The following is a 12642-nucleotide window of genomic DNA, read 5'->3' on the forward strand; positions in this document are numbered from 1 at the left end:
TGGAAGGACCCCTCCGAACCATGGCCTCATCGACCGAACACCGGCATATCGTCATTATCGGAGCCGGTTTCAGCGGGATCGGTCTCGCGGTCAAACTACGCGAGGCCGGCTTCGACGATCTGGTCGTTCTCGAGCGGGCCGAGGACCTCGGCGGCACCTGGCGCGCCAACACCTATCCCGGTTGCGCCTGCGATGTGCCGTCCCACCTGTACAGCTATTCGTTCGCCCAGAACCCGAACTGGTCGCGCACCTACGGCAAACAGGCCGAGATCCTCGACTACATACGTAAGGTGGCGGCCGAATTCGATGTGGTACGCCATATTCGCTACCGCACGGAACTACTGGACGCGCGCTGGGACGAGTCGCGCTCGCTCTGGCGGATCGAAACCAGTCGCGGCAAACTCACCGCCGATTTCCTGATCTCGGCCACCGGCCTGTTCGCCGAGGCGAAATACCCGGACCTACCGGGTCTGGACACCTTCGCCGGCACCAGCTTCCATTCGCTGCACTGGGACCACGACCACGACCTCACCGGCGAACGGGTGGCGGTCATCGGCACCGGGGCCTCGGCGGTGCAGTTCATCCCGGAGATCCAGCCGCGGGTCGGCCGGCTGGTCGTATTCCAGCGGTCGGCGCCGTGGATCGTGCCCCGGCTGGATCGTCGCACCCTGGGACTGGAGCGGTTGTTGTTGCGGCAGTTCCCGGTGGCGGGTAAGGCCATCCGCGGCAGTTGGTTCCTGGCCATCGAGAGCTTCGGCCTGGTGGGATTCGTCGACAAGCGTTTCCGGCATCCATTCGAACTGCTCGGCAGGCTGCAACTACTGCGGCAGGTGCGCGATCCGAAGCTGCGGAAGGTGCTCACCCCGGATTACATGATCGGCTGTAAACGCGCCATCTTCTCCGATGCCTATCTGCCCGCCCTCGACCAACCGAATGTCGAGGTGGTCACCGACGGTATCGCCGAGGTTCGGCCGCATTCGATCGTGACCCGCGGTGGTATCGAACACCCGGTGGACACGATCATCTACGGAACCGGTTTCTCCTCGCTGCCCAGCGCGTTCGAGCGGTTCATCGGACGGGAGGGCCGGTCGGTCGCCGATCTGTATCGCGAACAACCCCAAAGCTATCTCGGCACCACCCTGGCGGGCTTCCCGAACTTCTTCTGCACCCTCGGCCCATTCGGCGCGGCCGGGAACCAGTCCGCCATCTTCATGATCGAGTCCCAGATCGCCTATATCGTCGACGCCCTCACCACGATGCGCGCCCGCTCGGTCCGCCGGCTCGAGGTGAAACCGCGGTTCCAGCGGGCGTTCCTGGCGGAAATGGAACGCCGCAGCACCTCCACGGTGTGGGTCACCGGTGGGTGCATCAGCTACTACCAGACCCCCGACGGCCGCAATGCCGGCCTCTACCCCAATTGGAGTTTCGAATACCGGCACCGCACACGCCGCTTCGACACCGAGGCGTACGAGCTGAGCGCATGACATCCCGGGTGCGAATCGGCGCGGCGATATCCGGTCCGACGCCGACAACTCAGATGAGCCCCAGGGCGAGCATCGCATCGGCCACCCGGATAAAACCCGCGATATTCGCGCCGACCACATAGCTGCCCGGCGAACCGTACTCCTCGGCCGTGGCCAGACAGCGGTCGTGGATATTGCGCATGATCTCGGCGAGACGCTCCTCGGTGTGCTCGAAGGTCCACGAATCCCGTGAAGCGTTCTGCTGCATCTCGAGTGCGCTGGTCGCGACACCGCCGGCGTTCGCCGCCTTACCGGGCGCGAAGATCACCCCGGCATCCGCCAGTACCCGTATTGCCTCCGGTGTGCAGGGCATATTGGCCCCCTCGGCGACGATCCGGCAGCCGTTCTTCGCCAATACGGTGGCATCGCGGCCGTTCAGCTCGTTCTGGGTGGCGCAGGGCAGGGCGATATCGCACGGCACCTCCCAAACGAAGCGACCGGCCGTATAGCGGGCGCTCCCGCCGCGCTCCTCGGCATAGACCTGGATACGTTCCCGACGCGTTTCCTTGACGTCCATGAGCAGTTCCAGGTCGATACCTTCCTCGTCGTGGACATGGCCTCCCGAATCCGAGCAGGCGACCACGGTTCCACCCAGTTGCCGGACCTTCTCGATGGCGTGGAGGGCGACATTGCCCGCCCCCGACACCACGACCTTCTTCCCCTCGAAACCGTCCCCCTGCGCCCGTAGCGCCTCGTTCACGAAGTAGACGGTTCCGTACCCGGTCGCTTCCGGTCTGACCTGCGACCCGCCCCAGGTCAGACCCTTACCGGTGAGCACCCCGGATTCGTAGCGGTTGGTTATGCGCTTGTACTGGCCGAACAGATACCCGATCTCCTGGCCACCCACCCCGATATCACCGGCGGGCACATCGGTGTACTCGCCGATATGACGGTAGAGCTCGGTCATGAACGCCTGACAGAACCGCATGACCTCACCGTCGGAACACCCCTTGGGATCGAAGTCCGAGCCACCCTTACCACCACCGATCGGCATACCGGTCAGCGAGTTCTTGAAGGTCTGCTCGAAACCGAGAAATTTGACGATGCCCAGGTAGACGGTCGGGTGGAAACGCAGCCCACCCTTGAACGGGCCCAATGCCGAGTTGAACTCCACCCGGAAACCGCGGTTGATCCGCACTCGACCGGCATCGTCGACCCACGGCACCCGAAAGATGATCTGTCGTTCCGGTTCGCACAGGCGCCGTATCACCGCGGCGTCGGCATATTCGGGGTGTTTGGCCACGACCGGCCCCAGACTCCCCAGTACCTCGTAGACCGCTTGATGGAACTCGATCTCCCCGGGATTACGCTGCAGCACCTCGTCGTAGATATCGCGCAGTTTCTCGTCCAGCACGGTCATACACCTGCTCTCCTGTCCCTCGTGAGGTGACGGGTGGGCCCGGAACCGAGTCCGAAGGCCGACACATCGTCCACATCTTTCGCACCGACTACCCACGGTGCGGCATTCCTCGCGCGCTGTGACCCCATCCGCTGCCCGGTCGCGACCTCGCCGATGCGAACCGCCCCGGCCGCACCGTCCCGGGCAACCGGTCAGCACAGCTCCGCGGAGCCCGCGCTATGGGTCGCTACCTGCTCTGATGTCCGCCATCGCCGAATCCATGAACCGGTCGTGCCGGCTGTGGCAACAGGTATCCGTGGACACGGTGTCCCCGTCGTGTTTGGCTCTGGTCGAATTTCACGCCGCCGCCACACCTCGAGGTGACGAGGCTGCGGCAAGGCACGATAGTCGAACCAGGTGATCGCGTGACCCTCTCCATCGCCGATGAGTATTCGATCGGCACTTCTGCTCGTCCCTCCGCACAACTCCTCGGGCAACTCGATACCTTCATCGACGCGATGCGCGCCGAAGAGCCCTACGTCCTCGGTTTTCCCGGCAATCTCGATTTCGCGTTCGGCAGGCTGGCCGGTCTACTCGACATCTTCGTCAACAATGTCGGCGATCCGACCAGCGCGGAGAAGTCGGGGGTCGGCGCCAAGGCGATGGAACGCGCCGTGATCGACTTCATGGCCCGCCTGGCCAACGGCGAACCCTCCGATATCTACGGCTACGTCGCCGCGGGGGGCAGTGAGGCCAATCTGTTCGGTCTCGACCGGGGATGCACCCTCCTACCCGACGCCAAGATCTACTGCAGTCGCGCCGCGCATTATTCGATCCGCAAGAACGCCCGGTTGATGCGGCGGGAACTGGTGGTCGTCGACTGTGACGAGCAGGGGCGAATGGACACCGCGGCACTCGCCCGCGCCTGCGCCGCCGATCCCGGACACGGCGCCGTGGTGGTGGCGACCATCGGCACCACCATGTCCGGAGCCGTCGACGAGGTCGACGCCATCATCGATGCCGCGGCGGCGGCCGGACGGGTCTACGTCCATCTGGACGCCGCGCTCGGTGGACTGGTCGTTCCGTTCACCGACCTCGGGCCGATATGGGGATTCACCCGACCCGAGATCGGCAGTATCGCGGTGAGCATGCACAAAGGTCTGGGTATGCCGGTGCCGTGCGCGGTGGCCTTGTGCCGATCGGAGCTGGTGCACACCAAGGTCGAGGGCGAATACGTGGGCGCCACCGATGCCACCCTCGTCTGCTCGCGCAGCGGACTGGCGAGCGTACTGCTGTGGTATTCGCTGGCGACCAAGGGAAGAACCGGGCTGGAACACAATGCGCGTACCGCGCTGGCGACGGCCGCCCACGCCGTGGACCGTTTCACCGCGGCGGGGCTGAATCCGCAATGGAACGCGGACTCCATCGTGGTGGTGTTCGACCGCCCGGCCGAATGGATCTGCCGCAAATATCATCTGGCCACCGAGGGGAATCGGGCGCATATCGTCACCGTGCCGCATGTGCGTCCGGAGATGATCGACGAACTCTGCCGCGATATCACCGCGAACCCATCGGCCCGACCGGCCATCGTCGAAGACCCCGATCCTGCCCTGGCGACGACGGTGTCGACCTGGCTGCACGACTACATCGCCCGACCACACCCGAAACTGGGCCGGTCGGGCGCGATATGCCCCTTCGTGGAACCGACCATCCGGGCCGACGGCCTGGTCGTCCGGGTCGCCGAATGGGATCGGCGATACGGCCTCGAGGAGATGGAATATCTCATGGACGATGCCGTGGCCGGGTTCCACACCATCGCATGGTCACACCCGGCCCCGAACCGCCAGGCTCTGGTCATCGCGCTGCCGAACCTGCCGGAACATCAGTGGGAGTTGATCGACCGGGCGCACCGACAGGTCAAGGACCGGGTCGTGGCGCAGGGCCTGATGATCGGCGAGTTCCATCCCCGCTGCCCCACACCGGCCGCCCGCAATCCCGATTTCCCCGTCAACCGTTCACCGGTGCCGTTGTTCGCAGTGCGGCGCATGGCGTCGCACGACATTCTCTTCCTCGCCGACGAACCCCGCTGGTTCGCGGCCTACCACAACCGGTTCGGGGCCGAGTTCGCCCAGGGACGAATCCGCGACCCGCACCTGTGCGCCCGCTACGCTGCGGCGGCGGCCCGGCACGGGTATCCCGAGCACCCCGGGCCGGAGACCATCCACACCAGTGCCGCCATCCACGCCTACGAAACCGGACTCGTGGGCCGGGGGGACGATTCGGGCGACAGATGGTCTCACTCCTTGGAGTAGTCCGTGCTCAGCCAGCGTTGCGGTCGCATGCGGATGAGGATCGATCCGGGCCGAACGTTCTGCTCGGCATAGGCAGTTCCCTCCGTCTCGCCCAGATAGCGCACCGCAATGGACGTGCCGTTTCGACGGTGGCCGGTTCGATAGCGGTGACGGGCCCCTCCACCGTGACATACCGGTACGGGGGCTGCTCCACCTGGGCGGTCAGGGAGAAACGGCCCGCGGCCCGGATCAGTTTCTCCTTCACCGATCCGGTGTCGGTCCAGACGACCACCTCACCACCCGGCTCGTAGGCGTACCAGATCGGCACCGCCAGCGGGGCCCGGTCCGGCCGTTCGACGGCGATCACCCCCACGTGGAGATCGGCCAGAAACGCCTCACGCTCTTCCTTGGTCATCGTCGGCATCGGACAATCCTTTCAGGCTCGGGGGAATCGCGATCGGCAACCATCCGGGGTGTCGCCGTATTTCCGGCACCTCCCCGGGACCGCTGCCCCGCTCCATGAACGAACCGGATCGTCCGAGCATCCGGGGCGCGACGGCTCCCTTGCGTTTCGTCCGGCCCGGATATGCGGTAGGTGAGCTATCGAACAGCGATATCGGGCATCGGTATCGGGCGCGAGTTGTCGCGCAACGACCGCGCGCCGACAACGCCGACCAGCGATGCGGCGACCGCGGCACGCACGGGTACGAGCGGTGGTTCGCCGTGTTCGACGCTCGCACGAAAACCTTCGAGCACCCGAACGGTTCCTTCCACCCGCGGCTCGACGAGGGTGCCCCCCGAGAACAGTGGTTCCGGTTCCCGTTCCTCATCGCGCACGGCGCCCTCCGGGGCGCACCAGGCCTCCTTGCGCACGCGCACCCGCCACGCGCGGGGCCCACGCGCACGCACCGACTCGGCCAACCCCTCGGTACCACGCGCCGACACCCAGCTCCAATGACTGTCGGGCTCACCTTGCAGGAATCCGTGCCGGGTGATCGCCAATGCGCCACCGGTGAGACGAACCACCAGCACCACCGCCGCGCGCGGATCGGTGGAGTCGACCGAAAAAGCCGCCACCTCGGTCGGCATCTCACCGGTGATGGCGAGCACGGGCGACAGGGTGTGGGTGCAATACGCTGTCGGCTCGATGCGCCCACGCCAGTCGCTCGGATCCGCGATCAGCGCCGAAACCTCGTCGGGTGCCATCCCGTGCAGATAATCTGCCTCGATCAGGGTGACCCGGCCGATCTCCCCGGCGGCCACGGCATTGCGAATGAGCCGGACATGGGGATGGAACACGTAGTTCTCGGCGAACGAATAGGTGGCGGTGGAGCGCCGTTCGGCGTCGATGAGGGCCCGCGCCTCCCGTTCGTCCACACACGCGGCGGATTCGGAGAGCACATGCACCCCCTGGTCGAGGAATGCGATGGCAAGCGGTGCGTGCTCGTCGAAGTCGTTGGCGAGTACGACGGCGTCGAGATCGGCGTACAGCAGTTCGCGCCACTCCGCGGTCGGCACCGCCCCGGGGAGGCGGGTGGTGGCCTCGGCTCGACGCTCGGGATCCCGGTCGCATACCGCCACCACCTCCATCCCCAACCGACGGCACCATATCGCCAGGTACAGACCCATCCGCAAACCGACCACACCCACTCGCACGGATGCATCCTCGGCTGCGACCGCGCGGCAGGTCAACGGAAATTCCGAAACGAATACCCGAAACGAATACGGCGCGTGGGCCCGGAGTTCGTTCGCTCCGAGCCCACGCGCCTCTGTGATGTTCCGGTCCGGCGTTCGCTCTCACTTCGAGAGAGCGGCGTCCCCCCACACCCCGTTGCCCACCCGCGTGCACAGGCCCAGGTTCCCGTCCACGAATTGGAAGCTGAGCGTCAGGTTCTGTACCCCGGTCACCGGCACGTTCACCGCCGAGGTCTCTCCCACTTCGACATTCCCGGACGAATAGATCGGGCTACCGTCGCCGTACACCTCGAATTGGACCACCGATTGGCTGTCACCACCGTCCGCGATACCGGCCGTCGCCGAGAACTGGGACCATTCGCGGTTGAGGTTGTAGGTGTAGCTCACCTGGGTGTTGCACCCGTTGAACTGTTGATAGACCGAATGCGGGTAGGAGACCCCGTTGACGGCCACCGTGCCGGTGTACGGCGTCCCGCTGGAGGGGGTCATCTCGGCCAGATAGCTCTTGGGTTGCGGAGCAGGGGGCGCGGCCGGGGGCGGGGCCGGCGAGGACACCTCGCTCAGCGTCGCCGCGATCGGTGTCGCGGTGGTGGAATCCGCGTCTTCCGTCGCCCAACCCCCCAGGAGGGTGACGGTCAAACCGGTGAGCGCCGCCGCGACACCTATCCCCGAGACGATCAACACCCTACGTTCGGCGGTGCCGACACGCGGTCTGGGTTCGGCGCCGTTCGTCTGCGAGTAGGGGCGCGGACGAGGCCCGCGACTGGAATCGGTTGGATTGGACACGCGCACACTCTTCTTCGAAAGAACTCGACGGAACCCGGTCGGGCGCCGCAGCAGAGATATACCACGCCGCGTTGGACTATGGAATTGGAGCAATTCACTCGACCGCTCCGTCGCACACGGAATTGCCTCGCAATGACGTTACCATGCCGCCTGATTCGAAAAATCCAGCGCCCCTTTATAATTCATCGGAATCGCATCGAACGGCATCGGCGCCGGATCCGGGTGGCGCGGCCGGATCTATGGACAGGCCGACACTACGCACCAGGTCGGCGAGTACCGCCTCGAACAGTTCGTCCGGGTCGCTCACCGCCATGGGGTAATTGCCGAACACTTCCAAGGTGACATGTCCGTACAGCCGCGCCCACAGGGTCATCATCAGATATGCCACCCCCAAATCGAGTTTCTCGGCGGGGAACTTCTGCCCCGACGCGGCGAGGACGGCCAGCAGATCGGTCTGAAACCCGATCAGATCCGCCCGTAATGTCGCCGGGATCGTCCCGGTGGGCGGGGTCGCCACCTCGTAACCGGTGAGCAGTCGGCCCGCGGCCTCCAGGAAGACCAGACCGAACGACTCGTCGAATCGGCGCACCCCGCCGGGATCACCGTCGGCCGGTGAGGCGAATACCAGGGCGAACTCGTGGCGGTGGGCCAAAGCCCAGCGCCGAAATCCCCGACAGATCGCCAACAGGCGGACCACACCGTCCTCGGGCAGCTCGGCTGCCTGCGCGCCGAGTTCTTCGGCGAGATCGACGCAGATGTCCCGACGGATCGCGGCCACCAGCTCTTCCCGGGACGGGTAGTAGCGGTACAGGGCCGGCGCGGTGATGCCGAGCTCACGTGCGATGGCGCGCAGGGTCAGCGCCTCCGCCCCCTGTTCGACGATCAGCGCCCGGGCCACTCGCCGGATGTCCGCGTCGTTCACCGCGGGCATCCGGCCCCGCCGCGCGGGTGGTGTCATTCGTATGCGACCTGCCAATGTTTGATTCCGTTCAGCCAACCCGACCGTAGCCGAACCGGTTCGGCGACCTGACGCAGGTTCGGCATCACATCGGCGATGGCGTTGAAGATCAGGTCCAATTGCAGTCGCGCCAGATTGGCGCCGACGCAATAGTGGGTTCCGGTGCCACCGAACCCCACGTGCGGATTGGGATTACGGGTGATGTCCAGCCGGAACGGGTCGACGAAATGGTCTTCGTCGAAGTTGGCCGAGGAGTAGAACAGCCCCACCCTTTGGCCCTTCCGGATGGCCTGACCACCGATTTCGGTGTCCTGGGTGGCGGTGCGCTGGAAGGCGATCACAGGCGTGGCCCAACGCACGATCTCATCGGGCGCGGTGTGCGGCCGTTCGGCCTTGTACAGCTCCCACTGGTCGGGGAAATCAATGAACGCCTTCATCCCGTGGGTGGTGGCATTGCGGGTGGTCTCGTTACCGGCCACCGCCAACAGGATGACGAGCCAGGCGAATTCGTCCGAACCGAGCGCCTCGCCGTCGATATCGGCGGTGACGAGTTGGCTGACGATATCGTGGGCCGGGCATTTACGCCGCTCCTCGGCGAGATTCCAGGAATAGCCCATGATTTCCGCGGTGGCCACCTTGTGGTTGCCGTCGAACTCGGGGTCGTCGTACCCCATCATCCGATTGGACCATTCGAACAGTTTGCCACGATCGGACTGCGGCACGCCCAGGAGTTCGGCAACGGCCTGGAGCGGTAATTCGCAGGCCACCTGCTGAACGAAATCGCCACCGCCGGTCTTCTTGGCCTCGTGCACGATCCGCTCGGCCCGTTCGTGCAGCGCATCGCGCAGGCTCTGCACGGCGCGTGGGGTGAAACCGCGGGAGATGATGCGGCGCAGTTTGTCGTGCTCGGGCGGGTCGGTATTGACCAACATAGCGCGCTGGATATCGATCTCCTCCCGCGCGATATCGCCGTTGAAACGAATCACCGCGGTATTGGCGTTGCTCGAGAAGATCTCCGGATGCTTGGAGATCTCCTTGATGTGCTCGAGCTTGCTGACCACCCAGTAACCGCCGTCGTCGAACCCGCTCACCCCGTTCGGCTGGTCCACCCACCAGACAGGGGCGGTCCGGCGCAGTTCGGCCCATTCCTCGATGGGCAGGCGTTCGGCGAGCAGGTCGGGGTCGGTGAAGTCGAAGGCATGGGATAGGGACGGTGCGGTCACAGTACCTCCTTGTAGAACGCCACCATAGGGAGTGGACCACATCACATCGAATTTGTGAACAGGTATTAGTAAATACTGTTCACTTTTTTGGCTCCGGCCCGAACCGAGACAGGATCGCCATACGAACAGGGGGTTGAGGCGCATCCGGGAGGAAAGTCACGCTAAGCGGTTCTATTCGGGTGTGCTGCTCATGTGATGATCGCCCGCATGGATTACGGCCAAGACCTCTCCACGCTCGTCTCCTGGGCCGAGGCATGTCCGGCGGTGCGAGCGTTGGTTCTCGGGGTCCCGGTAGTAACCGCCGAAAATCGGGCGGATATGGATACAGTCCCTGGTCAGTAGGCTACGGCTCATCGCCTGAGCGGCCCCTGGATAACAGCCCGATATCCGGGGTAGTGCATCTGCCGAACTGCGGCTATAGCGCTCCAGCCGTGCGTGAAGCGGCCCCCTTATCTGGGCCAGGCCCCATATCCGTTGTTTTTTCGGCGGTTACTACCGCGACCCCGAGAAGGTGGCGCGGATCTACGCGGTCCGCGCCACCTTCGCTGTGTGCAGTTGGTCGGTGTAGCCGATCCGGTGGCCGGGGCTACCCCTTTCCGGACTTGTTCTTCGTCGGGTCCTGCCGGCCAAGGCGCCAGGAGAGGTTGTATCTGGCGGCGTTCGGGTCGGGATGTCGACGCCGCCAAGCACCTCTCGGCGCACGAGGGCGGCCAGCTCAGCATCGGCGCCGGCGCGGAAATATCTGGCGGAGGTGCGGCATGGCAGCGCTACTGGGCGCGAACTGGTAGGCCGGTCTCAGCGAGGGAGTGCTCTCGCGGCGCATGTGCCCAGATTTCTGCCGCGCTTCGTCGTAGTGTGAGCAGCGCTGACTCTCGAGTATGCCGCCCGGTGAGGACCTGCACAGTCAATCCGTCGGCAAGGGCGATGAGTTCTTCGGCGGTGTGCGCGGGCGCTACGTCGGGCCGGATCCGACCACATTCTTGCCCTGCGCGCAGGAGGAGTTCGAGCAGCTCGGCCAGCCCGCGATGCTGTTCTCGCTGGGCGGCCGCCACCACCGGGTCCACTGCTGCCTGCGCGATGAATGCGATCCAGACGCGCGCGTCGAGGAGTTCTGGATCATCGACGGCGAGCATGGCCGTCAGTGTCTGTTCCAGGATCGTGTCGATCGACTCCGGGTCGGGTGACGCCGCGATGAGTTCCCGGGCGCGCTCGGTCACCCGTCGATTCACATGGTCCTGGGCGAAGATCAGCATCTGCTGACGAGTGCTGAAGCACCGCTGCACGGCGCCCATCGAGACATCTGCCTCTACGGCCACCTGGCGCAGAGTCGCCGCCTCGATCCCTCTTCTGCTGATGAGGTCGCAGACCGCGTCCGCGATGCGACGACGTCGGCTCTCGTGGTCTACCTGTCGTGGCACGGTACGAGTGTACCGATGCAGTCGCATCGAATAAATGCTATCGTTCCGATGCACTTGCATCGGAACGGTTTGGAGGTTGGAACGTGTCGGGATGGCTCACCGCTGTACGAGCGCAGTCCGGATGGTGGATAGCGGGTTTGATCCTGTTCGTCCAGGGGTTCGGTTCTGCGCTGACCGAAGCACTGTGGGAGCACAGCTTCGGCGTGGCCGGACTGCTCCGTGCAGTCGGCATACCCGAGTGGGCGGACTGGGTGGTCGGCCTGCTCGGGTTCGTTCTGCTGATCATCGCCGGCCTGCGGAGCCGGGACTGGGCCGCGGAGGAGGAACGTGCCTGAACTTTCGCGCAGGACTGTTTTCCGTGCGGGTGTCGCGAGCGCCGGCGTACTGGCGAGTGGGTGCGCGGCTGGAGGAAGACCCGCCGCCGCGGACACCACGCCGACATTCGTCATCGTGCATGGCGCCAACGGGAACGGGGCCTCCTACGCCCCGCTGGTATCGGCATTGACCCAGAAGGGGAATCGAGCGCTGGCCGTCGACCTGCCCGGACATGGGCCAGGCGCACACTTTCCGATGTCGTACCAGGCCCCACAGGATGTCGAGGCGCTGGTGGCCGAGCCCTCACCACTGGCTCAGGTACGGCTGGAGGACAATGTCGCGCACGTGGTGAACATTGTGCGCTCGGTCGCGGCATACGGGCCGGTTATCCTGTTGGGCCACAGCATGGGCGGGGCGACCATCACCCGGGTAGGAAACGAGATACCGGACCATATCTCTCGACTGGTCTATCTGACCGCGTTCTGCTGCGTGCAGCTGCGGAGTGTGCTCGACTGCTTCACTGTGCCCGAAGCGGCCTCGACACTGGCAACGACGATCCCGAGTCTGGGCGATCCGGAACGGACCGGAGTAACCCGCACCAACTGGCGTTCGGCCGATCCCGCCTTTGTGGCGGCAGCAAAGGCCGCGCTGGCAGACGACTACGACGACGACTCTTTCAGGGTTGCGCTCAATGGCATGGAGCCAGACGAGTCGTGGCAGGTGGCGGTCACTGATGCGCGCGGTGCGCCGGCAACATGGGGACGGATCCCACGCAGCTACATCCGCTGCAGCCTCGACCGAATGCTCCCGCCCGCTCTGCAGGACCGGATGATCGCCGAAGCCGACGCCGCAACGCCCGGCAACGCATTCGATGTTCACACCCTCGCTGCAACCCACCTCGGTCCACAGGATCCGGGGCCGTTGGTCGACATCCTGATATCCCTTGCCCACCGGCTGCCGCACACGAGCTGATATAGCGGAAAGAAGGCATGTGGGGTCCAAACGGCCGGAATCCGGCGGTAAGCCCCTACCGCAGATAGTCTGCGGAGTCGGCTCCACCTCGGCGGGAACATTCGACCAGGTCGGCGCGAGAA

The 12642-nt window shown here is 65.2% G+C and carries 10 protein-coding genes and 1 pseudogene; 4 read left to right on the forward strand and 7 right to left on the reverse strand.

Features of this window, described 5'->3' with window-relative positions:
* Positions 1–20: 20 nt before the first annotated feature.
* Positions 21–1484 carry a flavin-containing monooxygenase gene (locus ON32_RS15195; RefSeq protein ID WP_040791627.1) on the forward strand — a complete coding sequence of 488 codons (1464 nt, stop codon included), beginning with the start codon at positions 21–23 and terminating at the stop codon, positions 1482–1484.
* 49 nt (positions 1485–1533) lie between these two features.
* On the opposite strand, the gene gdhA is transcribed toward ON32_RS15195, so the two are convergent.
* On the reverse strand, positions 1534–2883 hold the full coding sequence (gdhA, locus tag ON32_RS15200) for an NADP-specific glutamate dehydrogenase (protein ID WP_040791543.1): 1350 nt from the start codon (positions 2881–2883) through the stop codon (positions 1534–1536).
* A gap of 404 nt (positions 2884–3287) precedes the next feature.
* Between gdhA and ON32_RS27115 the strand changes: the two genes are divergently transcribed.
* Positions 3288–5174 carry an aminotransferase class I/II-fold pyridoxal phosphate-dependent enzyme gene (locus ON32_RS27115; RefSeq protein ID WP_051133273.1) on the forward strand — a complete coding sequence of 629 codons (1887 nt, stop codon included), beginning with the start codon at positions 3288–3290 and terminating at the stop codon, positions 5172–5174.
* Here the strand turns inward: ON32_RS27115 and ON32_RS15210 are convergent.
* The 6 genes and pseudogenes from ON32_RS15210 to ON32_RS15235 all read right to left on the reverse strand — a co-directional run bounded on the left by ON32_RS15210 (position 5159) and on the right by ON32_RS15235 (position 11233).
* A pseudogene (locus ON32_RS15210) lies at positions 5159–5577 on the reverse strand (pyridoxamine 5'-phosphate oxidase family protein). The gene ON32_RS27115 and the pseudogene ON32_RS15210 overlap by 16 nt on opposite strands.
* A 176-nt stretch (positions 5578–5753) precedes the next feature.
* Positions 5754–6809 carry a Gfo/Idh/MocA family protein gene (locus tag ON32_RS15215; protein WP_083874552.1) on the reverse strand — a complete coding sequence of 352 codons (1056 nt, stop codon included), beginning with the start codon at positions 6807–6809 and terminating at the stop codon, positions 5754–5756.
* A 141-nt stretch (positions 6810–6950) separates the two neighbouring features.
* Positions 6951–7634 carry an NPCBM/NEW2 domain-containing protein gene (locus ON32_RS15220; protein ID WP_040791544.1) on the reverse strand — a complete coding sequence of 228 codons (684 nt, stop codon included), beginning with the start codon at positions 7632–7634 and terminating at the stop codon, positions 6951–6953.
* A gap of 175 nt (positions 7635–7809) precedes the next feature.
* Positions 7810–8592, reverse strand: coding sequence for a TetR/AcrR family transcriptional regulator (locus ON32_RS15225; RefSeq protein ID WP_051133274.1), 783 nt, complete (start codon positions 8590–8592; stop codon positions 7810–7812).
* Positions 8589–9815 carry a cytochrome P450 gene (locus ON32_RS15230; protein WP_040791631.1) on the reverse strand — a complete coding sequence of 409 codons (1227 nt, stop codon included), beginning with the start codon at positions 9813–9815 and terminating at the stop codon, positions 8589–8591. Before ON32_RS15230 ends, ON32_RS15225 begins: the two co-directional genes overlap by 4 nt.
* A 767-nt stretch (positions 9816–10582) precedes the next feature.
* Positions 10583–11233, reverse strand: coding sequence for a TetR/AcrR family transcriptional regulator (locus tag ON32_RS15235; RefSeq protein ID WP_051133300.1), 651 nt, complete (start codon positions 11231–11233; stop codon positions 10583–10585).
* 83 nt (positions 11234–11316) lie between these two features.
* Between ON32_RS15235 and ON32_RS15240 the strand changes: the two genes are divergently transcribed.
* Complete coding sequence (locus ON32_RS15240; RefSeq protein ID WP_040791545.1) at positions 11317–11568, forward strand: hypothetical protein; 252 nt, start codon at positions 11317–11319, stop codon at positions 11566–11568.
* On the forward strand, positions 11561–12520 hold the full coding sequence (locus tag ON32_RS15245; protein ID WP_040791546.1) for an alpha/beta hydrolase: 960 nt from the start codon (positions 11561–11563) through the stop codon (positions 12518–12520). The genes ON32_RS15240 and ON32_RS15245 overlap by 8 nt, the downstream gene beginning before the upstream one ends.
* Positions 12521–12642 lie beyond the last annotated feature (122 nt).

Origin of the sequence: Nocardia paucivorans NBRC 100373, from assembly GCF_000308675.1 — a bacterium.
Classification (GTDB): Bacteria; Actinomycetota; Actinomycetes; order Mycobacteriales; family Mycobacteriaceae; genus Nocardia; species Nocardia paucivorans.

Bases quoted from the DNA above. Each gene is read 5' to 3' on its own strand.
- gdhA (WP_040791543.1), bottom strand. From the start codon at position 2,883: ATGACCGTGCTGGACGAGAAACTGCGCGATATCTACGACGAGGTGCTG.
- ON32_RS15195 (WP_040791627.1), top strand. From the start codon at position 21: ATGGCCTCATCGACCGAACACCGGCATATCGTCATTATCGGAGCCGGT.
- ON32_RS15225 (WP_051133274.1), bottom strand. From the start codon at position 8,592: ATGACACCACCCGCGCGGCGGGGCCGGATGCCCGCGGTGAACGACGCG.